Origin of the sequence: Ectorhizobium quercum, assembly GCF_026552795.1 — a bacterium.
Lineage (GTDB): Bacteria > Pseudomonadota > Alphaproteobacteria > Rhizobiales > Rhizobiaceae > Ectorhizobium > Ectorhizobium quercum.
Map to the genome: position 1 here is coordinate 674,541 of NZ_JANFPI010000002.1, position 26,668 is coordinate 701,208.

General features: G+C 64.4%; 25 protein-coding genes. 17 read left to right on the plus strand and 8 right to left on the minus strand.

The features are described 5' to 3' along the window. Positions 1-18 precede the first annotated feature (18 nt). From NOF55_RS07810 to NOF55_RS07835, 6 genes are all read right to left on the minus strand, one after another. Positions 19-1,554, minus strand: coding sequence for a sugar ABC transporter ATP-binding protein (locus NOF55_RS07810; RefSeq protein ID WP_306410780.1), 1,536 nt, complete (start codon positions 1,552-1,554; stop codon positions 19-21). A gap of 85 nt (positions 1,555-1,639) precedes the next feature. Then, the gene (locus tag NOF55_RS07815; protein WP_306410957.1) at positions 1,640-2,566 is read right to left on the minus strand and encodes a sugar ABC transporter substrate-binding protein; all 927 of its coding nucleotides are present in this window, start codon (positions 2,564-2,566) and stop codon (positions 1,640-1,642) included. Between the two features lie 385 nt (positions 2,567-2,951). Next, entirely contained in the window at positions 2,952-4,148 is a 1,197-nt protein-coding gene (locus NOF55_RS07820; protein ID WP_306410781.1) for a Gfo/Idh/MocA family protein, read from the minus strand. Positions 4,149-4,323: 175 nt separating this feature from the next. Then, entirely contained in the window at positions 4,324-5,499 is a 1,176-nt protein-coding gene (locus NOF55_RS07825) for an amidohydrolase (RefSeq protein WP_306410782.1), read from the minus strand. A gap of 13 nt (positions 5,500-5,512) precedes the next feature. Continuing rightward, positions 5,513-6,436, minus strand: coding sequence for a polysaccharide deacetylase family protein (locus tag NOF55_RS07830; protein ID WP_306410783.1), 924 nt, complete (start codon positions 6,434-6,436; stop codon positions 5,513-5,515). 23 nt (positions 6,437-6,459) lie between these two features. Beyond that, entirely contained in the window at positions 6,460-7,590 is a 1,131-nt protein-coding gene (locus NOF55_RS07835) for an FAD-dependent monooxygenase (RefSeq protein WP_306410784.1), read from the minus strand. 378 nt (positions 7,591-7,968) lie between these two features. Between NOF55_RS07835 and NOF55_RS07840 the strand changes: the two genes are divergently transcribed. From NOF55_RS07840 to NOF55_RS07865, 6 genes are all read left to right on the plus strand, one after another. Then, the gene (locus NOF55_RS07840) at positions 7,969-8,937 is read left to right on the plus strand and encodes an ABC transporter substrate-binding protein (RefSeq protein ID WP_306410785.1); all 969 of its coding nucleotides are present in this window, start codon (positions 7,969-7,971) and stop codon (positions 8,935-8,937) included. Next, entirely contained in the window at positions 8,934-9,767 is an 834-nt protein-coding gene (locus NOF55_RS07845) for an ABC transporter ATP-binding protein (protein WP_306410786.1), read from the plus strand. The genes NOF55_RS07840 and NOF55_RS07845 overlap by 4 nt, the downstream gene beginning before the upstream one ends. Positions 9,768-9,770: 3 nt before the next feature. Further along, on the plus strand, positions 9,771-10,523 hold the full coding sequence (locus NOF55_RS07850; protein ID WP_306410787.1) for an ABC transporter permease: 753 nt from the start codon (positions 9,771-9,773) through the stop codon (positions 10,521-10,523). Positions 10,524-10,568: 45 nt separating this feature from the next. Next, positions 10,569-11,147, plus strand: coding sequence for a MarR family winged helix-turn-helix transcriptional regulator (locus NOF55_RS07855; RefSeq protein ID WP_306410788.1), 579 nt, complete (start codon positions 10,569-10,571; stop codon positions 11,145-11,147). Positions 11,148-11,335: 188 nt separating this feature from the next. Beyond that, positions 11,336-12,550, plus strand: coding sequence for a glycoside hydrolase family protein (locus tag NOF55_RS07860; RefSeq protein WP_306410789.1), 1,215 nt, complete (start codon positions 11,336-11,338; stop codon positions 12,548-12,550). Further along, a complete protein-coding gene (locus NOF55_RS07865) occupies positions 12,547-13,320 on the plus strand; it encodes an enoyl-CoA hydratase/isomerase family protein (protein ID WP_306410790.1) in 774 nt (257 codons plus the stop codon). Before NOF55_RS07860 ends, NOF55_RS07865 begins: the two co-directional genes overlap by 4 nt. Here the strand turns inward: NOF55_RS07865 and NOF55_RS07870 are convergent. Next, complete coding sequence (locus tag NOF55_RS07870; RefSeq protein ID WP_306410791.1) at positions 13,304-14,374, minus strand: LacI family DNA-binding transcriptional regulator; 1,071 nt, start codon at positions 14,372-14,374, stop codon at positions 13,304-13,306. The two genes, NOF55_RS07865 and NOF55_RS07870, sit on opposite strands and share 17 nt — an antisense overlap. Positions 14,375-14,674: 300 nt before the next feature. Here NOF55_RS07870 and NOF55_RS07875 point away from each other — a divergent pair, with 300 nt between their 5' ends. The 11 genes from NOF55_RS07875 (at position 14,675) to NOF55_RS07925 (ending at position 25,326) form a co-directional block, all read left to right on the plus strand. After that, positions 14,675-15,571: a dihydrodipicolinate synthase family protein gene (locus NOF55_RS07875; RefSeq protein ID WP_306410792.1), complete on the plus strand. Its 897-nt coding sequence runs from the start codon at positions 14,675-14,677 to the stop codon at positions 15,569-15,571. 32 nt (positions 15,572-15,603) lie between these two features. After that, the gene (locus tag NOF55_RS07880; protein ID WP_306410793.1) at positions 15,604-16,128 is read left to right on the plus strand and encodes a TRAP transporter small permease; all 525 of its coding nucleotides are present in this window, start codon (positions 15,604-15,606) and stop codon (positions 16,126-16,128) included. Between the two features lie 3 nt (positions 16,129-16,131). Then, a complete protein-coding gene (locus NOF55_RS07885; RefSeq protein ID WP_306410794.1) occupies positions 16,132-17,409 on the plus strand; it encodes a TRAP transporter large permease in 1,278 nt (425 codons plus the stop codon). A 22-nt stretch (positions 17,410-17,431) separates the two neighbouring features. Then, positions 17,432-18,409, plus strand: a complete 978-nt coding sequence (locus NOF55_RS07890; RefSeq protein WP_306410795.1) for a TRAP transporter substrate-binding protein — start codon at positions 17,432-17,434, stop codon at positions 18,407-18,409. Between the two features lie 100 nt (positions 18,410-18,509). Next, entirely contained in the window at positions 18,510-19,646 is a 1,137-nt protein-coding gene (locus NOF55_RS07895) for an acyl-CoA dehydrogenase family protein (protein ID WP_306410796.1), read from the plus strand. A gap of 67 nt (positions 19,647-19,713) precedes the next feature. Then, entirely contained in the window at positions 19,714-20,940 is a 1,227-nt protein-coding gene (locus NOF55_RS07900; RefSeq protein ID WP_306410797.1) for a CaiB/BaiF CoA transferase family protein, read from the plus strand. A 17-nt stretch (positions 20,941-20,957) separates the two neighbouring features. Further along, complete coding sequence (locus NOF55_RS07905) at positions 20,958-21,398, plus strand: MaoC family dehydratase (protein WP_306410798.1); 441 nt, start codon at positions 20,958-20,960, stop codon at positions 21,396-21,398. Positions 21,399-21,545: 147 nt separating this feature from the next. Continuing rightward, positions 21,546-22,934 carry a sensor histidine kinase gene (locus NOF55_RS07910; RefSeq protein ID WP_306410799.1) on the plus strand — a complete coding sequence of 463 codons (1,389 nt, stop codon included), beginning with the start codon at positions 21,546-21,548 and terminating at the stop codon, positions 22,932-22,934. Continuing rightward, entirely contained in the window at positions 22,931-23,587 is a 657-nt protein-coding gene (locus NOF55_RS07915; protein WP_306410800.1) for a response regulator, read from the plus strand. The genes NOF55_RS07910 and NOF55_RS07915 overlap by 4 nt, the downstream gene beginning before the upstream one ends. Positions 23,588-23,836: 249 nt before the next feature. After that, a complete protein-coding gene (locus tag NOF55_RS07920) occupies positions 23,837-24,754 on the plus strand; it encodes a class I SAM-dependent methyltransferase (protein ID WP_306410801.1) in 918 nt (305 codons plus the stop codon). A 185-nt stretch (positions 24,755-24,939) separates the two neighbouring features. Beyond that, positions 24,940-25,326: a tautomerase family protein gene (locus tag NOF55_RS07925; protein WP_306410802.1), complete on the plus strand. Its 387-nt coding sequence runs from the start codon at positions 24,940-24,942 to the stop codon at positions 25,324-25,326. A 7-nt stretch (positions 25,327-25,333) separates the two neighbouring features. Here NOF55_RS07925 and NOF55_RS07930 read toward each other — a convergent pair whose 3' ends face one another. Continuing rightward, entirely contained in the window at positions 25,334-26,659 is a 1,326-nt protein-coding gene (locus NOF55_RS07930) for an NAD(P)/FAD-dependent oxidoreductase (RefSeq protein WP_306410803.1), read from the minus strand. Between the last annotated feature and the right edge of the window lie 9 nt (positions 26,660-26,668).

Genomic DNA, 26,668 nt, shown 5'->3' on the forward strand with positions numbered 1-26,668 from the left:
GTGAACGCCGTTTCGGCCTCAACGGGCCGCCAGTTCCATGATTTTCACCTGATCCGCCTCGGCGCGGTCGAGAATGCCGGTCATATGCCCTTCGTGCATGACCATGATCCGGTCGGACATGCCGAGAACCTCAGGCAGTTCCGACGAGATCATGATGACGGCAACGCCGTCCTGCGCCAGCCGCGAGATCAGGCGGTGGATTTCGGCCTTGGCACCCACGTCGATACCGCGCGTCGGCTCGTCGAGGATCAGGATTTTCGGTTTGGTCAGCAGCCAGCGGGCGATCAGCACCTTCTGCTGGTTGCCGCCCGACAGGTTCTCGATACGCTCGTCGAGATTGGGCGTCTTGATCCGCAGGCGCTTCCGCATGTCGTCGCACAGCGCCGTCAGCCCCGCCTCGTCGACATAGCCTAAGCGCACATGGCCTTCGTGCAGGGCGGCGATCTGCATGTTTTCCAGAATGGACAACGGCAGGAAGCAGCCCGTTTCCTTGCGGTCCTCGGTCAGGAGCGCCATGCCCTCGCGCATCGCATCGGCCGACGAGCGGATCGTGACCTCGCGGCCGTTCACCCGGATCGTCCCTTCCTTCGCCGGAACGACGCCAAAAAGCGCCTCCGCCACGTTGGAGCGTCCCGACCCCACCAGACCGGCCACGCCGAGGATTTCGCCCCGGTGCAGGGTGAAGCTTATGCCGTGAAAAACACCGGGCAGACCGAGGTTTTCGACCTCGAGTATGGCATCGCCGATCTCGGCTTCTTCCTTGGGAAACATTTCGGTGATCTCGCGGCCGACCATCATGTGGATGATGTCGTCGCGGGTCACATCGGTGCTGGCATGCGTGCCGACATAGGTGCCGTCGCGGAAAACCGAAAACTCGTCGGCGATCTCGAACAGCTCGTTCATCTTGTGGGTGATGTAGACGATGCCGATGCCGCGGGCGCGAAGGTCGCGGATGATGCCGAAAAGATGCTCGACCTCCGTCTCGGTCAGCGCCGAGGTCGGCTCGTCCATGATCAGCACGTCCGACTGGTAGGAAACGGCCTTGGCGATCTCGACCATCTGCTGCTGGGCCACGGTCAGCGAACCGATCTCGGCCAGCGGGTCGATCCCGATCTTCAATTGCTCGAAAAGCTCTCTCGTATCGGCGGCCATGCGCGCATGATCGATCAGCCCGAAGGCGTTTCTCGGCTCCCGGCGGATCCAGATGTTCTCCGCCACCGTCATGGAGGTCATCAGGGCGAGTTCCTGATGGATCATGGCAATGCCGCATTCCAGCGCGTCGCGAGGCCCCTTCAGGTGGATTTCCTCCCCGCGCAGGCGCATCGCTCCCCTGTCGGGCGTGTATATCCCGGCAATGATCTTCATGAGGGTCGACTTGCCGGCCCCGTTTTCACCCATCAGGGCGTGGACCGTGCCGGGACGCAGCCTGAACTGCACGTTGTCGAGCGCCACGACGCCGGGAAATTCCTTGCGCACCCCTTCGATCTCGAGAAGGTACGGCCGGTTTTTTTCCTTGTAGCGCTCGATGGCCTGCAATGTCGTCGCGGAAACCATGTCTATTCCCGTTTTATCGAGGGGTCCGGGCATGCCCGGCCTGATGCGGAAGGCGCCCGGGCTTGTCCCGGACGCCCGTTTCGGATCAGTTCCTGGTCTTGTAATCGTCCACATTTTCCTGAGTGACGAGTTCGAAGGGAACCGTGACCCTCTGCTCGTAAGGCTCGCCGCGCGCGATCTTCAGCACGGTGTCGAGCGCGCCTTCGCCCTGTCCCTTGGCCGACTGGTAGACGGTGACGTCGAGATCGCCCATTTCCAGTGACGCCAGAGCATCCTGCGTGGCGTCGACGCCGGCGATCACCACATCCCTCACGCCCAGGCCCGATGCCTTCAGAGCCTGGATGGCGCCGAGCGCCATTTCGTCATTGTTGGCCAGAACCGCGGTCGGCGACAGCCCGGAGGTGATCCAGTTCGTCGTCAGGTCCATCGCCGGGGTGCGCATCCAGTTGGCGGTCTGCTTGTCGAGGATCCTGATCCCCTTGCATTCGTCGGACGCCAGCACCCGCTCCGCCGCCGCGGTGCGGCCGCGCTGGCCCGTCGTGCCGAGCTGACCCATCAGGATCACCGCCTCACCCTCGCCGCCGAGAAGCCTGCACACTTCCTTCGCCTGCAATTCGCCCGCCTGCTCCTCGTCGGAGCCGACCCAGGCCTGCTTCTCGGGGAAGGTATCCATGTTGGCGGGCAGCATGTTCACGAAGACCAGCGGAATGCCTGCCCGCGCGGCGATCCTCGACATCGCCTGGCCGGAGTCGGCATCGACCAGCATGGTGATGATGCCGTCGACGCCGCCGGCGACGAAGTTCTCGATCTGCGACTGCTGCCGCGCGATGTCGCCCTGCGCATCCTCCATCTGCACCTGGACGCCGAGCTCCGTGGCGTGGCGCTGGATATTGTGGCGCAGCACCGTCAGATAGTTGTCGTCGAACAGCGACATCGCCACGCCGATCTTCTCCGCATGAGCTGCACCGGCCATCACGGCGCACAGGGCCGTCGCCAGAAAGAATTTCCTGATCATGGTGTTCATTTCTCCTCCTCAAAAAATCCCGCCCGGCTGAACAGATCCGGCACGGGTATCCGATCGGCACGTACGCCGGCCATCGTCGGACAAAGCTCCGCCCTCCACGGCAAACAACATTGCCGGGACCCTCAGGCAAAGCTGGAATCCTCCCATGACACAGGCCTGCGACGCCCGTTTTCCTCGCGGCCCCGCCAAGGGGCCGCACTCCTTTTCAACGGCAGGCACACCCGCCGTTCCCAAAGTCACCATAACCGGCCATATCGGCATTTGCAATAAAAATTGCAGCAAAGGAATATGGCAACAAAAATTCCTTCATCTCGGCTCGTCATGCGGCCCGCATGAGGGCTGCCCTTTCGATGTCCGGCAAGGCCGAGGCGGTTCAGCCTCCATAGGTGCAGGCCACCCACGCGCCGCCGGCCGCGTTCGAGCGGACCGCCGCCTGAATGAAGGCAACGCCGGCCGCCCCCTCCTCAAGACCGGGATAGGCGAGAAGCCCGTCCGGCAGAACGCGTCCGTCGCGGCGCGCCTCGATGGCAACGGCGATCTCCTCGTAGAGATTGCCCCATGCATCGGAAAGCGCTTCCGGATGGCCGCGGGGCAAGTGGACGAAACGGGCCGCATCGCCGAGGATGCCCGCACCGTGTCCCCGCGACAGGCGGATATGCGGGGCGTTGAACGGCCGGTGATGGAGATATTCCGGGTTTTCCTGATCCCATTCGAGCGTACCGTCCGTACCCGAGATGCGGATCCGCAGGCCGCATTGCGCACCCGCCACCGCCTGCGAGACGAGCAGCGTTCCCGGCACGCCGCCGTCGAACCGGCAGGTCATGAAAGCGGAGTCCTCCAGCGGCTGCTCCGCCCCCAGGCGATGGAAATCCGCGCGCAGTTCCGTCATCCGCAGGCCGGAAACGAATTCGGCCAGATGATGGGCATGGGTGCCGATGTCGGCGGTGGTCGCGGCACCGCCCACCTTGGCGGGGTCCTGCCGCCAGGGCGTGCCCGACCAGGCCTGATCGGCGGGCAGAAGCGCCATTTCCTGAAAATACTCGACATGGATCTGCGTGACCTTGCCGATGGCGCCCTCGCGCACCATCTGGCGGGCCTGCCGCACCATCGCATGCGAGGCGAAGGAATAGGTGACGGCGAAAACCACCCCCGTCCGGCGCTGCGTTTCGATCAGGCTCGAAACCTCCTCCAGCGTATTTACCAGCGGCTTGTCACACACGATGTCGATGCCCGCTTCCATGAAGGCGGCCGCCACCGGGAAATGCAGGTGGTTCGGCACGGTGATCGCTACCGCGTCGATACCGTCGGCACGCTCCGCTTCGACCCGCGCCATTTCCCGCCAGTCGATATAGGTGCGGTCGGGAGCAAGCCCCCAGTCCCGCCCCGAAGCACGCGCCACATCCGGACGCGACGAAAGCGCGCCGGCCACGATCTCCCAGCGATCCGACAACCGCGCGCCGCGGGCATGCACCTGGCCGATGAACGCACCTGCGCCGCCGCCGACCACGCCAAGGCGCAGCTTCCTTCCCGGGCGGGGAAATTCTCCCGCCGTTTCGTTCTTGTCCTGCATGAAATTCCTCCCTCGGCCACAATCGGGTCGTCAGGGGCGCATGAAAAACGATCCACGGAGGATTTGCAATATATTTTGCCGTTTTGGAAAATATGATGTTTTCATTGCCGACCGGAGCGCGGCGGCAAAAATTCGTCTGTTGAAGGCGGCCGGCATCCTCCCGCCCGCCCCTGCGTCACGTCCGGCCGGAACCTTGGGTTCTCAGACGATCCCGGGCGATCCGGGCGAGAAGTGCGGCCCCTGTCGGGAGGATGTCATCGTTGAAGGCATAGTGCGGATTGTGGAGCGCCGCGCCGGTGCCCTGCCCCAGAAAGCAATAGGCTCCCGGAACGGCCATCAGCATGTCGGCGAAATCTTCGCTGGTCGTCACCGGCGCGGCATCGGTATCGACATTCGCGTCGCCGACAACGGCACGGGCGGCATCGGCCAAAGCCGCCGCCTGCACGGGCCGGTTCACGAGCGTGCTGAAGACATCGCGGATCGCCACGTCCGCCTCGGCGCCGTAGGCGGCCGCCATGCCCTTCGCCAGCGTTTCGACATGCGCGGCAATCTCGCGCCGCACCACGGGCGAAAAGGTCCGGATCGTGCCGGACACGGTGGCCGTGTCGGGGATGACGTTATAGGTCGAGCCGGCATTGACGGCCGTCACGGCGACCACGGCGGCCTCGTTCGGATCGACATTCTGCCCGACGATCGTGTGCAGCGCCTGCGCCAGCGTCACGGCCACCAACCCCGAATCGACGGCGCGATAGGGAAAGGCCGCATGGCCGCCCTTGCCGCGGATGGCAATGTCGAAGAAATCCGCGCTGGCGCTGACCGGGCCGGAACGCAACGCAACCGTGCCGAAAGGCCGATCCGGCGCATTGTGCAGCGCATAGACCTCGTCGCAGGGAAATCTCTCGAAAAGACCATCGGCGAGCATGGCGCGCGCACCGCCGAGCCCCTCCTCCGCCGGCTGGAAGATGAGGACGACACGGCCGGCGAAATCCGGTTTCTGCCGCAAGAGCCAGGCAGCCGCCATCAGCATGGCCATGTGCCCATCATGCCCGCATCCGTGAAAACACCCCGGAACAGTCGAGCGCCACGGGAAATCGCTGGCCTCCTCGATGGGAAGGGCGTCCATGTCGGCCCTCAGCCCGATGGAGGGCCCCGGCCCTTTTTCACCCTCGATGATGCCGACGAGGCCCGTGCCGCCGATCCCGGCATGAACCTCGATGCCGCGCCCGCGCAGCAGGCCTGCAAGCACCGCCGCCGTCCGCTTTTCCTGAAAGCCGGTTTCCGGATGGGCGTGCAGATCGCGCCGAAGCGCCACCAGAGCATCCAGATCGCTTTTCGACAGCTCTTCGGACATTCGCCTCGTCCCTCTATTCCGGCCTGAAATGCGCGTGCCAGTGGCGCGCGACATCGATGCCGCGGCAAAACCAGACGCCTTCATGGGCGCACATGTAATCCAGCAGGCGATGGAGGCCGGCAATGCGGCCCGGACGGCCGATCAGCCGGTCGTGAAGGCCGATGGAAAGCAGTTTCGGCGCGCCGGCCTGCCCTTCGCGATAGAGCGTGTCGAAGGCATCCCGCATATACTGGAAGAAATGATCGGCGGTCGAAAACCCGGAATTCTCGTTGAAGCGGTTGTCGTTCGATTCATAGGAATAGGGAATGACCAGATGCGGGCCGTTCGGCCCCTCGATCCAGTAGGGCAGCTCGTCGGCCAGCGAATCCCGGTCGTAGAGAAAACCGCCCTCCTCCATGATCAGCGTGCGCGTGTTCGGACTGGGCCGCCCGGTCATCCAGCCGAGCGGACGCTCGCCGGCAAGACCGGTCAGGATATCGATCGCCTTGCGCATGTGCTCGCGCTCGGTCTCCGCGTCCACCTCGACGTAGTCGATCCAGCGATAGCCGTGGCTGACCAGTTCATGGCCCCGCGCCAAGAAGGCGCGGGCAAGATCCGGGTTCTGTTCGAGGCTGCGCGCCACGCCCAGGATGCTGGCCTTGATGCCATGCCGGTCGAACGCTTCGAGAACACGCCAGGAACCGCGGCGGCTGCCGAACTCGAAGACGGATTCGACCAGCGGCACCCGTTTGCCGATCTTCGTCCCGACGCCGATATCGTTGAGCATGCCCTCGGAAACCGCGTCGCCGTTGGCAAGCGTCGCTTCACCGCCGCCTTCGACATTGAGGTTGAAATTCACCGCGATGACGGCGCCGCCGGGCCATTTCGGATCCGGCATCGTCTCGCCGTAGCCGACGAGGTCGCGCTTGATCATGGGATCGGGTTCATATGCGGACATGGAACGCTCCTTCGACAGCGGTATCAGGCGGCCAGATCGAGACTGTCGGCAAACGGATCGTAGCCGAAGAACCAGGCCGTATCGCCCGGCAGCTTCAGCCAGGAATTCTCGACGGAAATGCGCTGCACGTCGCCGACGCGCGGAATGCGCTTGGCCTCGTAGAGCGCGAAGGCCGCTTCCGGCGTATCGCAAAGCTCGATCGCCCGGGAAAGAAGGGCGGCGTCCTCGATGGCCATCGAGCCGCCGGCGGCCATGAACGGGCGCACCGCATGGCAGGCGTCGCCCATCAGGACGATGCGCCCTTCGCTCCACGCGTCGTTGCGCACCCGGTCGCAGATCGGCAGGATCGAAACATTGTCGGTCGCCTCCAGAAGCCCCTTGAGATCGGGATGCGCATTCGGGAAGGCGGCCAGAAAATCGTCGCTGCTGCCTTCGGCCGGGACGCTTTCTGCGTTCCAGTCATCGCTCGGCACGGCGGCCATGACATAGCATTCGTCGCGGCGGTCCGTCATGAAATAGGAAAGCAGGTGGCGGTCGTCTCCCCACCATTTCGTGCAGTCGCGCATGGGAACGCCGGCGGCGCGCGCCCGCGGGAAAACCGCACGCAGGGCGATCTTGCCGATGTAGCGCGGCGTGGCAGGCCCCTGGATCGCCTCGCGCACCACCGAACGGATGCCGTCCGCGCCGATGACGATATCGGCGTCCGCCGCATGGCCGTTATGGAAGCGCAGGGCGACATGGTCGCTAGCAGGGCGGATATCGGCCAGATGATGCGAGAAGCGGATCGTCCCGGGCGCCAGCGCCGAAACCAGAAGCGTGTGCAGATCCGCACGATGGATATTGACGAAGGGACCGCCGAAGCGCGCCTCAGCCGCTTCGTCGAAGACGAGTTCGTTGAGCACCGCACCGGTCTCGACGTCGCGGCTGACGAAGGCATCCGGGCAGATCCCCGTCCTGACCATGCCCTCCTCCAGGCCGAGCCGGCGCATGACCTTGGCGGTGCTGGCGCCGAGAATGATGCCCGCACCGATGCGCCAGAAGCTTTCCGCCTGCTCGTAGACGGCGACCCGGTATCCCTGCTTCTGCAAGAGACCCGCGACGGTGAGACCGGCAATTCCCGCACCGATGACGGCAATTCTGGCCGACTTATCCATGACATGACCTCAAGAATATTTAATTCGCTATCGAATGATAATCTTGTTTAAGGTCAAGTTTGGAACGCTGTCAAGCCAGCCACATCAGCATCGCATCTCCTTCCATCGCGAGCCGAGACCGAATTCACCCGGCTCTCACCGACCTCGAAATTCACCTATTTTCGACATTTGGACAGATTATCGGCGGCCTGCCTCTCCATTGAGCGCTACTTTCAAGGCAATGATTAAATTTTGATCACAGCAGGGAATTGACGGCAATCAAGTCGCCAATTAAGGTATTTTCATTCGATATGGAACGATTTTAACCGAAGCCCCGTTCCCGTTGACGCCATGCCTCACCGCTCTGAAAATTCCGTCAGCTTCATGGAGACGATCCCAATGAAAAAACGTCTGGTCGCCCTTCTCGCCCTGGCCGCCCTGATTTCGCCGCTTGCCTCGGCCGCGCAGGCGGCGGAGGTGAATTTCATCACCGATTTCGGCTTCAACGGCCGTCACGCCTATTACTATGTCGCCCTCGACAAAGGGTACTACAAGCAGGAAGGTCTGGACGTGAACATCCTGCGCGGCCAGGGTTCCGCCGACGCGGTGAAGAAGGTCGCCTCGGGCGCGGCGGATATCGGCTTTGCCGATGCCGGGTCGCTCGTTCTCGCCCGCGGCAACGACAAGGTGCCGGTGAAGATGATCTCCATCGTCTATGCGACGCCGCCGCAGGCGATCTTCACGCTGGCCGACAGCGGCATCGAGACGCCCAGGGACCTGGAAGGCAAGACGCTGGCGGATACGGCGTCCAGCTCGGTGCGCCTGCTCTTCCCCGCCTTTGCCGAGGCCGCCGGCATCGATGCAGATAAGGTGAACTGGGTGACGGCCGATTCCTCCGCCCTCTCCTCCGTTCTGGCGACCAGGCGCGCCGACGGCATCGGCCAGTTCAGCGTCGGCGAGCCGCTCGTGGCCAAGGCCACCGCACCGGCGGCCGTCAAGGCCTTCGTCTACAAGGACGTCGGGCTGAGCTACTATTCCAACGGCATCATCGCCAGCGAGGATATGATCACCAAGAACCCCGACATGCTGCGCGCCTTCGTTCGCGCCACGATCAAGGGTATGACAGACGCCTTCGCCGATCCGGCCGAAGCCGCCGAAATCATGCACAAGTACCAGAAGCAGATCGAACCGGCGGTCATCGAGGGCGAAACCCGGCTGGTGGGAGAACTGGCCACCGTCGAAGGCCAGCCGCTGGGCAAGATCGACCCGGCCCGCGTGAAGGAAACGGTTGACGTCGTCAGCAAATATTTCACGCTCAACACCCCGGTCGACCCGGCCGACGTTGCGGTGGAAGGATTTGTGGAATGACGCATGCTCCCGTCGCGGCTTCACCCGAAGCCGCAAAGGACACGGTGACAGGGGCGGCGGCCGTCCCTGTCATCGAGATTACCGGTGTCACCAAGCGCTTCCGCGACAAGGGCGGGCGCGAGGTCCATGCGCTCGGTCCCGTCGACCTCAGGATCCGCTCCGGCGAGTTCGTTTCCGTGGTCGGCCCTTCCGGCTGCGGCAAATCCACCCTTCTGCGGCTGATCGCCGGGCTGGACGAGGCAAGCGAAGGCACGCTTCTGCGCTACGGAACGCCGCTCGACAGCCCTTCCTACGAAGTCGGCATCATCTTTCAGGAACATGTGCTCTTCCCCTGGGCGACCATCCTGCAAAACGTGATGCTGCCCGCCGACATTCTCAACCTGCCGCGCGGGGCCGCCGAAAAGCGCGCCTGGCGGCTGCTGGAGATGACCGGCCTCAAGGATTTCGCCCATCTGCGTCCGCAAATGCTGTCCGGCGGCATGAAGCAGCGCGCCGCGTTCTGCCGCGCCATGCTGGCCGATCCGCGCTTCCTGCTGCTCGACGAGCCCTTCGGCGCGCTCGATGCGCTGACCCGCGAGGAGCTTTCGCTGGAGCTTTCCCGCCTGTGGGGAGAACTGGGCCGCACGGCCTTCATGATCACCCACGACATCGACGAAGCGATCCTGCTCGGCGACCGCGTTCTCGTCATGTCGCCGCGCCCGGGACGGATCGAGGCCGATATCGCGGTCGACCTGCCCCGCCCCCGTTCCGTCGAAACGGCGGCGCACCCGCGCTTTCAGGAGATCAAGCAGGAGATCCGGGAGCTCATCTTCGCCCGCAAGAAAGTCTGACGCATGAATATTTCCTCCATCGCCAGCCGTCTGCTGACGCCCGCCGTCTATGCCGCCTGCCTCGTCCTGTGGGAGGTTCTGGTGAAGAGTTTCGAGGTGCCGGGCTGGATCCTGCCGCCGCCGACCGACATCGCCCGCGCCTTCGTGGAGTGGGGCCCTGAACTCATGGCCAACGCGCTGGTGACGCTGCGCGAAACCGTGTTCGGCTTTCTGCTGGCACTTGCCCTTTCGCTGCCGCTGGCAGCACTCATCGCGTTCAACCCGATCGCCCGGCGGATCGTCTATCCGATCCTGCTCGGCCTCCAGTCCATACCGAAAGTCGCGCTCGCGCCGCTCGTCACGCTGTGGTTCGGCTTTTCCGAATGGCCCAAGATCGTCATCGTCGTTCTGGTCTGCTTCTTCCCGATCCTCGTCAATGTCGTGGCCGGCCTCGAAAACGTGCCGAAATCCATGCTCGACCTGATGCGCTCGCTGGGGGCCTCGCAGCACACGATCCTGCGCCGGCTGCGGCTTCCCTCCGCCCTGCCCTCGCTGTTCACCGGCTGCAAGGTGGCCATCACCTTCGCCGTCATCGGCGCGGTCATCGCCGAATTCGTTTCCGCCCAGAGCGGGCTCGGCTACCTGATCGTGATATCCACATCCCAGTCGCAGACCGCGGTCGCCTTTGCCGCCATCCTGCTGCTGACCGTGTTAAGCGTGGCGCTTTTCTATATCTTGGACTATCTCGAAAAGCGTGTGATCACCTGGACGGCATGAGGCGGCAGGCGCAAACGTCATGCCCACAGCAACGGAATGGATGGAATGGATCAGGACGGCCCGAAGAAAAAGAAGCGCCGGATTTCCGCCGACAATGCCGCGCGCCAGCGCGTCGACGAGATCTTTCGCCAATGGCAGACCGAGCGGCCGGATATCGACCCGGTTCCCGTGCAGATCTACGGCCTGATCGGCCGCCTTCATATCCAGTCCACCGCGTTTATCGATGATGTGCTCGAACCCTACGGGCTGGTGCGCGGCACATTCGACGTTCTCACAGCGCTCCGGCGTGCCGGCGCGCCCTACAACCTGACGCCCAAGGAACTGACGCAATCGCTTCTCCTGAGCGGCGCCGGCCTCAACAGCCGCCTCAACAAGCTGGAGGCACAGCACTACATCGCCCGCCTGCCCCAGCCGACCGACAGGCGCACCATCCGCATCCAGCTCACCGCCTCCGGCGAGGCGGTCATCGACAGGGCCATTCCCGACGTCTTCAACGCCCAATGGGCCCGCCTGAACAAACTCGACAAGGATGCGCAGCACCGGTTGATCGATGGATTGCTCCAGTTCGCGGATATCCTCGATTCCACCAACGGACACGACACCGCGCCTCCCGAGACGAAGTGATCGCCGGCTCCCGCCGCAGACAACCTCGTTTTCTCCCGAAACCGGCACGCCGGACGCCCTGCGACAGGGCGTTCCGCCAACCCCTCGCACGGGGTGATCAAGATGACCATTGATCTGAAAGCGCTTTCATAATATTCCATGACCTGATCGCTGAACGATCGTCAGGAAATCATGAGGGAGGAGAAATCATGATTGTCGACAGGGAAACGCGCGCGGCCTTCACCGAAGCGCTGGATCTGCTTGCCCGCAAGACGCTGGAGGACGAGAAGACGCTGGGGGTGGGCTTTCCCTATGTCACCCGTCCCGACGGCAGCTGGGACACGATGTATGCGTCGCGCTCGGCAGGATATGACGGCGAGGCCTGGAGCCACGGCAACTGGTTCTGCGGCTTCTGGGTCGGCCTGCTCCTCATATCGCACCTCCACACCGGCAAGGCCGAAGCCTTGGAACTGGCGCGCGAACGCATGCGCATGGTCGCCGACCGCTCCGGCGACCCCAACACCCACGATATCGGCTTCATCTTCCTGTCCAGCGCCCTGCCCGCCTTTCATATCACCGGCGACGAGACCTATGCCGAGATTGGCCTGAACGCTGCACGCCAGCTTCGCGCCCGGCTCGTGCGCACCGACAGGGGAGCCTACGTTTCCTCCTGGGGGCCGCACGACGATATTCGCGGCCGGCGCAGTTCGGCGATCGACACGATGGCGAACCTGCCGCTCCTCTACTGGGCCGCCGGACAGGCACGCGACGACAGTTTCCTCGTGGCCGGCGAGTTGCATGCGCAGGCGACCGAGCGCGCCTTCATCCGCCCCGATCTGTCCACCTACCATGCGGTCGAGTACGACCTGCCCTCCGGCGAGAGGCGCCGGGGCTATACGTTCCAGGGCTATGGCGACGAGTCCTTCTGGTCGCGCGGACAAGGCTGGGCCGTTCTCGGCTTTGCCGAAACCGCGCGTGCCACCGGTTCGCTCGCCTATCTGGCGCTCGCCCACCGGCTTGCCGACAGGTTCCTCGAGGCGCTGGGCGACGCCACCGCGGCGCCGTGGGACTTCGACGATCCGGCGGGACCGGACGCAACGCTCGACACGGCGGCCTCCGCGATCATGGCAAACGCGCTTCTTCAGGTGGCGGATCTCGAGCCCGACGCCGAGCTTGCCGAAGAGCGGCGTTCGCAGGCGATCGGGATCCTCCGCGACCTGTGCCGCGAGCATCTTTCGCGTGACGATGCCGAGCGCGGCCTTCTCCGCCACGGCTGTTACTCCAGGCCGCACAACATCGGTCCGGACGCGGCGGTGCTGTTCGGCGAATATTATTTCGCCGAGGCGCTGCTGATGGTTCTCAAGCCCGGCGCACTGCGCGCCACGCCCGCACGGCTCGACCCGGCCGGAAGCGCCACGCCATGACGGGAACCGGCATCGGACTGCATGTCGACGGGCCGATTGCGACGCTGCGGATCGAAAACCCGCCGCTGAACATCCTGACCGTCGCGCTGCGCGAAACATTGTTCGCGCGCCTCGCGAAGATCGAAGGCCGGCCGGAGATTCGCGTCGTGGTGCTGGAGGCTGCCGGCGACCGGGCCTTCTCGGTGGGCTCGGATATCGGTGAGTTCCCGGCGGACGAGCTTGGCGGCGTCGCCAAGATTCGCTTCGAGCAATATCTTCTCGACAGGCTGGCAGCCCTGCCGGCCGTCACCATCGCCAAGGTCGCCGGTCTGGCGCTGGGCGGCGGGGCCGAACTGATGCTGGCCTGCGACTTCCGCATCGCGGCAAGCGACGCGAAGATCGGCTTTCCGGAAATCAGGCTGGGGGCGTTGCCCGCCGCCGGCGGCATGAAGCGGCTCGTCCACGAGATCGGGCCTCTACGTGCCCGCGAACTGGTGATGCTCGGCCAGCCGATCGAGGCGGCGCGCGCCGCAGAACTGGGCCTCGTGAACAGGGTGGTTCCACCGGCCGAGCTCGATGGCTCGGTTCTGCAACTCGCCAACGATCTTGCCGCCCTGCCCGGACAGGCGCTCGTTCTCGCCAAACGCACCATCGCCGCCGCCGACCCGGCCGGCGGGATCGACACCGTCGAAGCGGAAGCCTTCGGCGCGCTGTTCCGGGGCACCGATCTCGCCGAAGGGCTTTCGGCCTTTCTGGCCAAGCGGCCACCCTCGTTCAATCGTCCGGCGTGACCGCAGCATCGTGGGCGGCCCGCTTCAACAGCGGCCGCTCCGCCGGCCGGGGAGCGGCGGTCGAGCCGCGAACGGTCAGCGCCGCATCGATCACGGTCGTCGGCTGCGACGGGCGGCCGGCGAGAATGTCCAGCATCCGCTCGGCGGCACGGGCGCCGATTTCCGGCGCGGGAACGGTGACGGTCGTCAGGGCCGGCGTCAGGTAGCTGGCGAAGTCGAGGCCGTCATATCCGGCGATCGAGAGGTCGTCCGGCACGGCAATCCCGAGCTGCCGCGCCTCCGCCATCGCGCCGACCGCGATGACGTCCGTCGTGCAGATGAGGCAGGTCGTGCGCGGCGCGCGCTCGACGATTTCACGCAGCCCCTCGCGGCCCGCCTCCATCATGTACGGCACTTCGAGCAGGTGTTCGAGCGTGGTTTCCGGCCCCGAATCCTCAAGGCAGCGCAAAACGCCGTCGCAGCGGCCACGAATGCGGTCGTTGTTGCCGGCTGGGCTGGTCAGCACGGAAAAGTGCCGGTGGCCGAGGCCGATCAAATAGCTCGTCATGTCGTAGGAGGAAGAGAAATTGTTGAAGCCAACCGCCGGATAGTCCTCGGCAGCCTCGTGGACGAACGTGACCACCACCGGGCAGGCGTATTTCCGAAGCAGCTTGCGGGTTTCGGGCAGGCGTTCGTTACCGACCAGGATCAGCCCGTCGACGCCATGCGCCAGCAGCGACTGCGTTTCCTGGAATTCCTTGGCCAGATCATATTGCGAGTTCGCGACCAGAAGGCGGTATCCGTCCTCGCCGAGACGGTCCTGAAGCGCCTCCACGCCCCGGGCGAAGACGGAGATGCCGAGGGTCGGCACGACGACGCCGATGGAGCGCGTCCGGTTCGAGGCGAGCGCCCGCGCCGCGCCATGCGGAACATAGCCGAGGTCACGCGAGGCCTTGAGGACACGCTCGCGCAGATCCGCCTTGACGATCTTGGGATTGTTCAGAACGCGAGAGACGGTTGCAACCGACACGCCGGCGATGGCCGCAACATCGGCAAGCGAGGTCTTCTTGTTCACGCTTGTGGCTCCTGCTCTGAAAACGCTCTTAAAATTCCACATCGACTGATTAGCACAAGCCGCGCACCCAAACGAGTGCAAACATCGGTTTCGCACATCATGGAACGGCATGCGGCATGAACGTGCCACTTGCGGATTCATAAAAGCCGTTTGACATCTGCGAAATGCTCTCTTAGTCTGAAAGCGCTTTCAGGATTGTCTGGCATGAAGTCGGCCTCCGATCCCGATGCGTTGCGGGAGGCAACGCAATCGTGGCGCCGGACTTTCGATCTGAAGCGGAGGAAGCCTTGGGAGGGGCGGATGACGAACTGGAACGGGGTTTTCCCCGCCGTTACGACGAAGATGTCGCCTGACGGCAGGGTCGATATGGAAGCGACCCGGAAAAGCGTGGAGCGCCTCGTCGATGCGGGCGTGAACGGCATCGTGATGCTGCCCATGCTGGGCGAGAACGCATCCCTGAACGATACCGAGCGCGAGCATGTGCTGCGCGGTGCGGCCGAGGCCATCGCCGGCCGCGTGCCGATGCTGTCGGGTCTGGCGGCCATCACCACCGAGCAGGCGCAAAGCCTGGCCAGAAGCATGAAAAGCTGGGGCGCGGAAGGGTTCATGGCCTTTCCGAGCCTTGGCTACAAGACGGATGCGCGCGAGACGGTCGCGTGGTATCGCGCCATCGCCGGCGCGACCGATCTTCCGCTGATGATCTACAACAATCCGATCGCCTACGGCGTGGACGTGACCCCGGACGTGCTCGAGCAACTGGCCGACGTGCCGGAAATCGTCTGCATCAAGGAGGAGAGCGGCGATGTGCGCCGCGTCACCGACATCTTCAACGCACTGGGCGAGCGCTTCGCGGTCTTCTGCGGCGTGGACGACCAGGTACTGGAGAGCGTGGCGCTCGGTGCCACCGGCTGGGTGTCGGGCATGACGAATGCCTGGCCGCGCGAATGCGTGGCCCTGTTCGACCTTTGCAGCGAAGGGCGCTTTTCGCAGGCGCGCGACCTTTACCGCATTCTCACACCGGCATTCCATCTCGATACGCATGTAAAGCTCGTCCAGTACATCAAGCTCGCCGAGCATCTCGTATACGGCGCGCCCGAATGGACGCGTGCGCCGCGCCTGCCGCTTTCGGGCGTCGAGCGCGAACACGTCACCGCAGTCGTGGAGGCAGCCAGCGCCGCACTCGCCGCGCGCGCGTGACAGCAGTTTCATCGCTCGAAAGGGAGGATTTCGTGCAACCCATTACCCGTTTCACCGACGGCCTGAATCGCGTTCTCGGCTGGGTCGTCGGCATCTTTCTGGCCGCGTCCAGCGCCGCCGTCTTCATCCAGATCGTCATCCGGTTCGTCCTGCCGCTCTTCAACGTCATCATCGCGGCGCCGTGGACGGAGGAGATTTCCCGATACCTGATGGTCTGGGTCGTCTTCATCGGCGTGGCCGTGCTGTGCCGGAACTTCCGCATGATCGCGGTGGAAATCCTGGCGCTGCTGGTTCCCCGCCCCGTCGGCATCGCGCTCAAGCTTCTTTCCGTCGCGATCTGCATCGGCTTCTTCGCCGTCATCGTCAATATCGGCTTCCGGTGGACGACAATGAGTTCCATCGAACTCTCCCCCGTCCTGCGGCTGCCGATGAACTGGGTCTACATCGCCATGCCGGTCGGCGCGCTCATCGCCATTTTCAACCTGCTCGTGGTCGTCGCGGAAACCCTTACCGGAGAGAGGAATCTTCTCGAAGGTAACGAAGAAGTACTGGATTGAGTCATGCTCCTCGCACAAATCATCATCGGGCTCCTCGTCCTCCTTGCGATCACCGTGCCGGTCGGCGTCGCTATCGGCACCCTGTCTTTCGTCGGCCTGTGGGCCCGCGGCCTGCCGCTGATCTCGGCCTCGCAGACGGTGTTCGAGAGCCTTGACAGCTTTTCCCTGATGGCGGTGCCGTTCTATATCCTGGCCGGCAGCATCATGCAGGCCGGCGGCATCTCCCAGCGGCTCGTCAACCTCGCCAACGCGCTGATCGGCTGGCTCAGGGGCGGCCTCGGCGGCGCGGCCGTGCTGACAAGCATGCTGTTCTCCACCATTTCCGGCTCGTCCTCGGCAACGACCGCCGCCGTCGGCTCGACCACCATTCCCGCAATGGTGAAGAAGGGGTATCCGCGCAACTACGCCGCCGCGCTCGTCGCCTCTTCCGGCGAACTCGGGGTGATCATTCCCCCGTCGCTGCCGATCATCATCTACGGGCTGGTCATGAACCAGTCGATCGCCACGCTTTTCATCGCGGGGATTCTCCCCGGCATCATGATCGGCATATCCCTGATCCTCACGTCGATCGTCACGGCCTATGTTCGCGGTTTCGACGACGTCACCTCCGTGGGCCTTTACGAATGGGCCTCGGGCGTGGCGAAGGCGGCCTGGGATGCGATCCTTGCCCTGCTGATGCCCATCATCATTCTCGGCGGCATCTATTCGGGCGCCTTCACGCCGACGGAGGCGGCCGTCGTCGCCGTGGCCTACGGCCTCGTGGTCAGCCTCGTGATCTATCGCGAGCTGCGCTGGCGCTATCTCGGCGAGGTCTTCGTCAGGTCGGCGCTCATCTCGGCCGGCATCCTGCTGATCGTCGCCTTCGCGTCCGCCCTCGGCTTCTTCCTGACGATCAGCCAGATTCCGCAGCAGATCGGCGCATGGCTCGGCGCATTGACGGATTCGCCGATCGTCTTCCTGCTGATCGTCAACATCCTGCTCTTCGTGGTGGGCATGTTCATGGAGACCCTTGCGGCCATCATCATCCTCGCGCCGATCCTCGGCCCGATCGCCTACCAGTACGGCATAGACCCGATCCATTTCGGCATGGTGATGGTCGTGAACCTGGCCGTCGGCATGGTCACGCCGCCGGTCGGCGTCAACCTCTTCATCGCATGCGAAGTGGCGGGCATCAGGCTCGACCAGATCATCCGGCCGCTGCTGCTGTTCCTGGCCGTTCTGGTCGTCAACATCCTGATCGTGGCCTATGTGCCGGCGATTTCACTCTTCTTCATACGTTAGCTGCAACCTGGGAGGAATACACATGAAACTCGTCAACATCGTCACATTGGGCAGCCTGTTCGCGGCGCTGCCGACCATGTCCAGCGCCCTCGAGATCACCCTCGGCCACACGCTGGCGCTCGACAGCCACTATCAGGTGGCCTCGGAGAAGTTCAAGGAAGTGGTGGAGGCCGGAAGCAACGGCGAGATCACCGTCTCGATCTTTCCCCAGAGCCAGCTCGGCGGCGAGGTCAGGATGATCCAGTCGGCGCGCACCGGCGCGATCGGCGCCTTCATCACCGCCGGCCCACCGCTCGAAAACAGCATCCCGCAATATGCCGTGTTCTCGCTACCCTATCTCTTCAGCTCGGTGGACGAGGCGAACGGTCTCCTCCAGGGCGAGGTGGGCGACCGGTTCCTGGCGCTCCTGCCGGATGCGGGCCTCGTCGGCCTGAACTTCTTTTCCGTCTTCGAGCGCAGCGTCTTCGGCAACAAGCCGATCAACAGCCTTGCAGACATGCGCGGCCTGAAGCTGCGGGTCCTGCAAGGGCCGGGCTTCGTGCAGACCTACGACGCGCTCGGCGCGCAGGCGACCCCGATGGCCTACAGCGAGGTGTTCGTCGCATTGCAGAACGGCGTGGTGGACGGGGCGGAGGCCTCTCCCGAACAGGTCGTCCAGGACAAGTTCATCGAGGTCATCAAGGATTTCAGCCTGACCAAGATCCACTACATGCCGTCGCTGCTCGTCATGTCGAAGCCGATCTTCGACCGCATGACGCCCGAGCAGCAGGAACTGGTCCGCGATGCGGCAAGGCAGGCGAAGGACGCATCCCTCGAAGCCTACAACCGCACCTACGAGGAAGCGCTCGTCACGCTGCGTGAAGCCAATGTGGCGATCAACGAACCCGATCTTGCGGAATTCCAGACGGTGGCCAAGGGCCTTTGGCCCAATCTGCTCGCAAGCGTGCCGCAGGGCGAGGAAAACCTGAAGCTCATCCAGGACGCGATCGGCCAGGAATAGGCACCGGGCCGGTGGCGACGGCTTTGCCGCCCCACCGGCCACTCTCCCCATTCGCATGACGGCCGGCGCGTACGGCCTCGCTTCAGGACAGGGCACTGGCATGTTCGAACTCGATGAAGAGACACGGATCATTCGCGACACGGTGCGCGCGTTCGTTTCCGGCGTGGTCCGGCCGGACGCGGCATCGATCGACGAAACCGACGCGTTCCCCGCCGATATCTACCGCCGGATGGGGGAACTCGGCCTTCTGGCGATGACGCTGCCGGCCGAATATGGCGGCGCGGAGACGAATACGCTGGCCTGGGCGGTCGTGCAGGAGGAACTGGCCCGCGGCTCCGCCGCAGTCGCCGACGCCCACATGGTCAACAAGCTCATGTGCGACATCCTGCTGAGCAATGCCGGCACGGAGGACCGTACGACGTTCCTGCCCCGGATGGGACGCGGGGAAATCATTTGCGCCATCGCCCAGACGGAGGCCGACGCCGGTTCCGACGTCGCCGCCATCCGGACCCTCGCAAAGCCTGTCGACGGCGGCTTCCTGCTCAATGGCGCCAAGCAGTTCATCACCTTCGCCGGCATCTGCGATCTCGCCATCGTGGTGGCAACCACCGACCGCAGTCTGGGCCGGGACGGAATAGGGCTGTTCCTCGTCGAGGCGTCCACCCCGGGATTCCGGCGCGGGGCGGCGAGCAGGATCATGGGCGTGCGGGGACTGGCCACCGGCGAACTCGTCTTCGAGGATTGCTTCGTGCCGGAAAGCCGCATGCTCGCGCCGCCCGGAAAAGGCATGAAGCGGGCCCTGGCATCGCTCAATTCCGGCCGGATCGGAATGGCGGCGCAGTCGATCGGCATCGCCCAGGCCGCGTTCGACCTGGCGCTGGATTTCGCCCGTAACCGCAAGGCGTTCGGAGCGCCGATCGCCGACCTTCAGGCTATCCGGTTCATGCTGGCGGACATGTCGGTGCAGATAGAGGCGGGCCGCCTGATGACGCATCGCGCCGCATGGATGCGCGACACCGGCGGCCCCCTGATCCGCGCAGTATCGGAGGCCAAGCTCTTCGCCTCCGAACTCGCCGCCAAGGTGGTCGACGACGCGCTGCAAATTCACGGCGCCCACGGCTACTCCCGGGACGCCACCATAGAACGCCTCTACCGTGACAGCCGCGTCTACCGGATCTGGGAGGGCACGAGCCAGATCCAGCGCATCGTCATCGCACGCCAGTTGCTTGCAGCCTGATCCGCCGCCTCGCCGCCGCGGACAACGCCGGGCATCGTTCCGCCGTCAAATGAAAGGACATCCGAACGTGACTAAGACATCGAGCCCACCACAAGCGCCGCGCCTGCTCGACGGCATGCGGGTCCTGAGCTTCTGTCATTATCTGCAAGGCCCCGCCGCTGCCCAGTACCTCGCCGATCTCGGGGCGGACGTCATCAAGGTGGAGCCGCGCAACGGCGCCTTCGAACGGCACTGGGCGGGCGCCTCGACCTTCATCGAGGATGTCAGCGTCTTCTTCCTGTGCGCCAACCGCAACAAGCGAAGCATCGCGCTGGATATCAAGCACCCCGATTGCGCGGCCGTGCTGCACCGTCTCATCGAAAGCGCGGACGTGATCGTCGAGAACTACCGCCCGGGCGTCATGGATCGGCTGCAACTCGGCTACGACGCCGTGCGCCGGATCAAGCCGGACATCATCTACGCTTCGGCGACAGGCTTCGGCGCCGACGGCCCGCTGAAGGACAGGCCGGGCCAGGACCTTCTGATCCAGGCCCGCGCGGGGCTGATCGGCGCAAGCGGCGCAACCCCGACGGTGACGGGCTGCGCCGCGGTCGACCAGCACGGTGCGGCGCTTCTCGCAATGGGGATCGCGGCCGCCTACGCCTCGAAGCTCGTAACCGGAAAGGGCACGCGGATCGAGGGCAGCCTGTTCAATGCGGGCATCGACCTTCAGGCGGAATCGCTGACCCTCTACTATTCCGGCAAGCAGACCCGCGAGCGCTTCCGGCGCGACCCGCATCTGGGAACGTGGTTCCACGAGGCCCCCTACGGCGTCTACCAGCTGGAGGACGCTTTCGTCGCCATCTCGCTGAACGCGATCGGGAAGATCGCCGAAGCGCTCGACAGCGACCCGCTGCGCGCCCTTGCCGGCAAGGACGCCTATGCCGAACGCGACCTCATCGCCTCGACACTCGCCAATATCCTCCTGACGTGGCGTTTTTCCGCGCTTTCGGAAGCCTTCGAGATCGCCGGCGTCTGGTACGAGCGGGTGAACGACTACGACGACCTTCTGGTCGATCCGCAGGCCATCCATAACGGCATCTTCAGCACGATCCCGGTGCGCGGCGGCGAGGCCACCATCGTCAACCATCCGCTGAAATATGACGGCGCCGTGCCGGACCTTCGCCGCATGCCGCCCGAGATCGGCGAGCACGGCGAGGAGATCCTCGCCTCGCTCGGCTTCGACCAGTCGGAAATCGACGCCCTCGTCGAGGCCGGCGCCGTGGCGCCCGCTCCCAGCAATCGACCCTCATAGCCAACTGGAAGAACCCGATGACCTATATGAATGTTGAAATCTCCGATCAGGTCCGCTTCTCGAAAACCGTTTCGGAAAGCGACGTCTATCTCTTTGCCGGCATCACCGGCGACCTCAGCGGCAACCACGTCGACGAGGAGTTCATGCGCACCTCGAAATACGGCAGGCGGATCGCGCATGGCGCGCTGATCATCGGCTTCATGTCGACCACCTCGACGATGCTGATCGAACGCAGCCTGGCCAAGGGCATCGACTCGACGCCCGTCTCGCTCGGCTACGACCGCATCCGCATGCTCGGCCCGGTATTCCTCGGTGACACGATCACCGTGACCTACACGGTCGCGGAAGTCGACCACGAGCGGCTGCGCACGCGCGCAAAGATCGAGGTCGTCAACCAGCGCGGCGAACTCGTCACGGTCGGCGAGCACATCCTCAAATGGGTGCCGCGTGTCCGGTAAACCCGGGCGGCGGCATCGAAAGCCGTGATGGCGAATGCGCAAGCCATATTTCTGTGGCATTTCCCGTGCCTGTCATGCCCGGGCATTTGCCGGACGTGACCTGGCGGCGTATGTCTCAAGTTCGTATCTCTCACAACAGAAACATTCATGACGCCAACGGAACAGATCACAGCGGAGACGGCCGGCATCACGCGGTTCAGCCTTCTCAAGCAATTTCTGGCCATGTCGGCCACCGTTCTTACGCTGGGCATGGCGGCGATCGGGTTCTGGGTGACACTGGAAATCGAGGAAGGCGTCACGGATAACGCCGCCGCGATGACGGCGCTCTATGTCGACGGCATCGTCGCGCCGGTCACGCAGGGTCTCGAACAGGGCGGCGTGGACGAACGCACGAGCGAGGCCCTCGATTTCATTCTCACCCAGGGCGCCCTCAGCCGCGAGATCGCCGTCTTCAAGCTCTGGAGCCCGAAAGGCGAAATTCTCTACAGCAGCGACCGGGCTCTCGTGGGCCGGACATTCGAGCTGACTGAAGGATTGTCTGCGGCGATCGGTGGCCGGCTGCACGCGGAGTTCGACAGGCTCGACAGCGAGGAAAACGTTTCGGACAACAGCCAGCGGGGCCCGCTCCTCGAAATCTACAGTCCCGTTCGTTCGTCGGCGACGGGCGAAGTGGTGGCCGTTGCCGAATTCTATGCGGTGGCGGAGAACCTGCAAGCCAACCTGTTCGAAGCCCGCCGGCAAACCTGGCTCGTCGTCGGCGGCGTCACGCTGCTCATGCTCTCGGCGTTCTACCTGTTGATCTCGCGGGCGGATACGACGATCAAAACGCAGCGCGCCGCGCTCGGCGCAAGGCTCGATGAGCTTTCCCGCCTCCTTTCGCAGAACGAGACGCTGACGCGCCGTCTGGATCAGGCCAACAGGCGGATCAGCGCCATCAACGAGCGGGTCCTGCGGCGGATCTCGTCCGAACTGCATGACGGCCCCACACAGCACCTCGCCTTCGCCGCGTTGAGGCTCGACAGCGCCAGGACCGGAGACGGACAGGCGCTGGAATCGGTCCGGCTGGCGGTGGATGAGGCGGTGAAGGAGATACGCCAGATATGCCTGGGCCTGTCGCTGCCCGAACTCGAAAACTGGTCGCTGGCAACAATCGCGGCAAGACTGGCCACCGTGCATGAGAGCCGCACGGAAAAGGCGGTCGAACTCGATGTGGAAGAGGGATTGCCCGAACTTTCGACAACCGCGAAGGTCGGCGTTTACCGTTTCATACAGGAAGCGCTGAATAATGTCGCCAAGCATGCCGGCGACGTCTCGCCGGTTGTCAGGATTGCATCGGGCGAAGGCGGCGTGGAGATCGTCGTCGAGGATTCCGGCAGAGGCTTCGACATGCAGGCCCCCGCGACCGGCCTAGGTCTGGCCGGCATGCGGGAACGGGTGGCCAGCCTGAAAGGGCGGCTTGACATTCTCTCTCGCAAGGGCACGGGCACGCGGGTCGCAATGTGGGTGCCGCAGCAATCGGAGGACGATGAACCGTGACACGGATCGTGATCGTCGATGACCATCCCATCTTTCGCAAGGGGCTTTCGCTGACCCTGAGCGAAGCCGAGAATTTCGTGATCTGCGGCGAAGGCGCGACCGCGCAGGAAGCGGTCGACCTCGTGGAGCGTCACAACCCCGATGTGCTTCTTCTCGATCTGTCCATGCCGGGCGGCGGCCTCGCCGCGCTTGTCGACATCCTGGCGAGAAATCCGGCGACCAGAGTGATCGTCCTGACCGCCTCGGAGGACGGGGAGGATGTCCGCCAGGCGCTGCAAACGGGCGCGCAGGGCTATCTGCTCAAGGGGGTCGGCGGCAAGGTGCTCATCGACGTCATCCGCAATGTCGCGAATGGCGAGGGATACGTCTCTCCCGGCCTCGCGGCCCGCGTGCTGTCCCAGTTGCGCGTGGGCGAAGGAACGGCGACCGGCGTCGATGTCAAAGCCACGGCGAACCGGGAAGCCCTGCTGTCTCAGCTCACCCCGCGGGAGACGGAAATACTCGATCTGGTCGCAGCCGGCTTGTCCAACAAGGAAATCGCCCGGCAGGCGGCCTTGCAGGAAAAGACGGTCAAGCACCACATGACCCGCATCCTGCACAAGCTGAACGTGCGCAACCGGACGGAAGCAGCGCTTCTTCTGAAAGCGAACTAGGAGCAGGACCTGTTAAACTGGTGCATTCTGCGTTGCGGATTTCGCGCCCGGAAACGCGCAAGAACAATGGAACAAAGCGGTCCGGGGACCGGTCGGGCAAGGTCCGTCGGATCAAGGTCCGTCCCGCCGGCGCAATGGTCCCGGGTCCGTTTCAATGCCCTTCCCGGGGGCCTATCTCGTCGCCTTGTCATGGCGAGATGATTGAGGCCCGCATTGCAATTGAACCTGTTTCTTCCAATCGTACAGAACATGTTGCCGCTGACCCGCTACCCCTACCGGGGCGAGGTTTGCACGTGTCCGGTCTGCCGCAGCGCAGACGCCACGCCCGTGTCCGGCCTCGACCGGCGGCTGAAACGGCTGAAGACGATGGCCTGCCGCGGCTGCGGCCTCTTCTACACCAATCCGATGCCGACGAGCGCGGAACTGGAGCGCTACTACCGCGACTACTATCGCTTCGACTATCAATGGTCCGTTTCCGGCCCGAACGAACGTCGCCGCCGCAAGCGCAGGAAGGAAGCAGACACGCGCAGCGCACATGTCCTCGGCCTCTTGCCGGCCGGCGCGCGCACGCTCGATTTCGGCGCCGGCTCGGGCGAATTCGTCTCGGCCATGCTCGATGCAGGATTCGATGCGCACGGCTTCGAGCCCGGCGAGGATTACGGCGGCTATGCCCGCGGCCTGCACGGAGACCGCATATCCATAGCGACATGGCAGAAGATGGAATATTCCGAGCCGTTCGACATGATCAGCGCGTTCCATGTGCTGGAGCATCTTGCCGATCCGGTCGCCGCCATCCGCAAGGCCGCCGGCTGGCTCAAGCCGGATGGGCTGTTCTATATCGAAGTGCCCGACATGGTGGCGTCCTATACGAGGAAGGCGTTCGGCGCGTTTCATTTCGCCCATCTGGTCGGCTTCAACCACTACAACCTCTGCCTGGCCGCGGCCGAGGCCGGACTGCACCCGGTGAAGGTGATCGCCGGCACCGGCGTCATCTTCTCCAAGGCGCCGCACGATACCGACCGGGAAGCGCTCGGAGCGCTCGGCAGCGCCGAAACGCGCAGAATGCTCGATCTTGTCAGCCCGGGGCGAACCTTTCTTCAGCACAGTTTCTTCAGGTTCGGCAAACGGCTTCGAACCGTCGTCTCCCGGCCGCTGGCCGCCAGATAGCCGGCTCGATCATGAGGAGAGAAATCGCCGCCGCCTCGCCGCGCCGCAAGCGAACCATGAAGGCCGTGCATGGAACCGATGGATTTTCTTGATGCGCACGGCCGCCGCATTGCGCCGGCCGCCGCGATCCGCCAGTCTCGGGCCTCGGCCATGACGCCGTGTGAAATCCGACGCAGGAGAGAAAGATGCCCGCAACCCGCATCGAAACCCGCCGGGGCTGGATCGGCGACCGCCGCCTCGACATCATCGAGGCGGTGCAGCGCGCCCTTCTCGCCGGCCTGAAGATACCGGAACACGACCGCTGCATCCGTCTGGCGGAATATGACGCCGATGCCATGATCGTCCCGCCCGGCAAGGGCCCGTCCTATCTCGTCATCGAGATCACGCTGTTTTCCGGCCGTTCGCTCGACGCCAAGCGCAGGCTCTATGCCGCCCTGGCCGAGGAACTCAGCGCCTTCGGGGTGCCGGCATCGGACATCAAGACGGTGCTGGTGGAGACCGCCCCGGAAAACTGGGGGCTGCGCGGCCTGCCCGCCAGCGACATCGACCTCGGCTTCAAGGTCGACGTCTGACCGTTGGTCAGGCGTGTGGCGGCAACGGCACGCCCGAAAGTTTCGTCGCAATGTAGTCGCGCACCCGGTAATAGCGCAGCGTCAGCGCCGGGCCGAAGCTCATGGTGAAGGGTGCGGCCGACAGCGGTTCGAGCTTCAGCGCCAGTTCGTTTTCCGGCACGCCGAGCGCCCATTCCGACAGGATCGAGCCCAGCATCGAGCCGGTCGGCACGCCGCGCCCGGAAAGCCCGGTGAGCGCCACGACACCGGGTGCCAGATCATAGAAGCGCGGCACCGTGCGGTATTGCATGTCGAGTTCGCCGAACCAGAAATACTCCCAGCGGATATCCGTTTTGATCTGCGGGTGCAGCCATTTCAGCCGGTCGGTCATCACCTGCCGTGTGTAGTCCATGTCGCTGCCGCGGCGACCCATCGGGAACATCGAGGCGACGATGCGGCCCTCGCGATTGTATTTGTAGACGTAAATGTCGCCGCGCCCGTCGTGGATCGTGGTGTTCTGCGGCAGAACCGAGCGACGCTCCTCGTCTGAAAGCGGCTGCGTGGCAGCGACGAAGACACGCATGATCCTGAAGGTCCGGTCGAGCTTCGGCCATCCGCCGACCGTATAGGCGCCGGTCGAAAAGATCACCTTGTCGGCGATCACCGTACCTTTCGGCGTCTTCACCGACCAGCCGCCGCCGGCATGGCGCTCGCAAGCCGTGACCGGGGAGCGCGTGAAGACCTGCCCGCCCTCGGAGATCACCGCCCGCGTCAGCCCGCGCGCGTAGCCGAGCGGATTGAGATGCCCGCCTTCGGCATGGAACCAGCCGCCGAAGAAGCGCGGGCTGCCGGTCATTTCCTCGGCTTCCTGTTTCGACAGGAGCCGCGTTCGGGCGCCAGCGGCGTTATAAGTGTCGACCTTGGCCTGAAGCTTCGAAAGCGCCTTCGGATTGTGGGCGGCCATGACATAGCCGTTCTGCACCCATTCGCAGTCGATCTGGTAATCGCGGATCATTTTCGAAACGCGGTCGTTCGCCCGCGTCTGGCGTTCGATCAGCCGTTCTGCCCACGGCTCTCCCAGCATGGTGCGCAATTCGGGCAGGCTGTAATGGGTAAATGTCGGAGTGCAGTGCCCGGCATTGCGGCCGGAACCCCCGAAGCCGGTTTCCTGCGCTTCGAGAAGCACCACCTTCACCCCGGCACGGGCAAGCTCCAGCGCCGTGGTCAGCCCGGTATAGCCGCCGCCGACCACGCAGACATCGGCCTTTACCTCGCCTTCCAGCGCCGGCGTCTCCGGCGCGGGAGCGGCGGTCGCGTACCACAGCGAGGTGTCGAAGGGCGAAAAGCGGGTCATCGCCACCGC

What these genes read in the sequence shown, in the direction of transcription:
- NOF55_RS07930 (WP_306410803.1), bottom strand. Translation starts at nt 26,659, where the DNA reads ATGACCCGCTTTTCGCCCTTCGACACCTCGCTGTGGTACGCGACCGCC.
- NOF55_RS07890 (WP_306410795.1), top strand. Translation starts at nt 17,432, where the DNA reads ATGAAACTCGTCAACATCGTCACATTGGGCAGCCTGTTCGCGGCGCTG.
- NOF55_RS07845 (WP_306410786.1), top strand. Translation starts at nt 8,934, where the DNA reads ATGACGCATGCTCCCGTCGCGGCTTCACCCGAAGCCGCAAAGGACACG.
- NOF55_RS07810 (WP_306410780.1), bottom strand. Translation starts at nt 1,554, where the DNA reads ATGGTTTCCGCGACGACATTGCAGGCCATCGAGCGCTACAAGGAAAAA.
- NOF55_RS07895 (WP_306410796.1), top strand. Translation starts at nt 18,510, where the DNA reads ATGTTCGAACTCGATGAAGAGACACGGATCATTCGCGACACGGTGCGC.
- NOF55_RS07875 (WP_306410792.1), top strand. Translation starts at nt 14,675, where the DNA reads ATGACGAACTGGAACGGGGTTTTCCCCGCCGTTACGACGAAGATGTCG.
- NOF55_RS07910 (WP_306410799.1), top strand. Translation starts at nt 21,546, where the DNA reads ATGACGCCAACGGAACAGATCACAGCGGAGACGGCCGGCATCACGCGG.
- NOF55_RS07830 (WP_306410783.1), bottom strand. Translation starts at nt 6,436, where the DNA reads ATGTCCGCATATGAACCCGATCCCATGATCAAGCGCGACCTCGTCGGC.
- NOF55_RS07855 (WP_306410788.1), top strand. Translation starts at nt 10,569, where the DNA reads ATGGATCAGGACGGCCCGAAGAAAAAGAAGCGCCGGATTTCCGCCGAC.
- NOF55_RS07840 (WP_306410785.1), top strand. Translation starts at nt 7,969, where the DNA reads ATGAAAAAACGTCTGGTCGCCCTTCTCGCCCTGGCCGCCCTGATTTCG.
- NOF55_RS07820 (WP_306410781.1), bottom strand. Translation starts at nt 4,148, where the DNA reads ATGCAGGACAAGAACGAAACGGCGGGAGAATTTCCCCGCCCGGGAAGG.
- NOF55_RS07920 (WP_306410801.1), top strand. Translation starts at nt 23,837, where the DNA reads ATGTTGCCGCTGACCCGCTACCCCTACCGGGGCGAGGTTTGCACGTGT.
- NOF55_RS07885 (WP_306410794.1), top strand. Translation starts at nt 16,132, where the DNA reads ATGCTCCTCGCACAAATCATCATCGGGCTCCTCGTCCTCCTTGCGATC.
- NOF55_RS07825 (WP_306410782.1), bottom strand. Translation starts at nt 5,499, where the DNA reads ATGTCCGAAGAGCTGTCGAAAAGCGATCTGGATGCTCTGGTGGCGCTT.
- NOF55_RS07850 (WP_306410787.1), top strand. Translation starts at nt 9,771, where the DNA reads ATGAATATTTCCTCCATCGCCAGCCGTCTGCTGACGCCCGCCGTCTAT.
- NOF55_RS07925 (WP_306410802.1), top strand. Translation starts at nt 24,940, where the DNA reads ATGCCCGCAACCCGCATCGAAACCCGCCGGGGCTGGATCGGCGACCGC.
- NOF55_RS07865 (WP_306410790.1), top strand. Translation starts at nt 12,547, where the DNA reads ATGACGGGAACCGGCATCGGACTGCATGTCGACGGGCCGATTGCGACG.
- NOF55_RS07835 (WP_306410784.1), bottom strand. Translation starts at nt 7,590, where the DNA reads ATGGATAAGTCGGCCAGAATTGCCGTCATCGGTGCGGGAATTGCCGGT.
- NOF55_RS07860 (WP_306410789.1), top strand. Translation starts at nt 11,336, where the DNA reads ATGATTGTCGACAGGGAAACGCGCGCGGCCTTCACCGAAGCGCTGGAT.
- NOF55_RS07905 (WP_306410798.1), top strand. Translation starts at nt 20,958, where the DNA reads ATGACCTATATGAATGTTGAAATCTCCGATCAGGTCCGCTTCTCGAAA.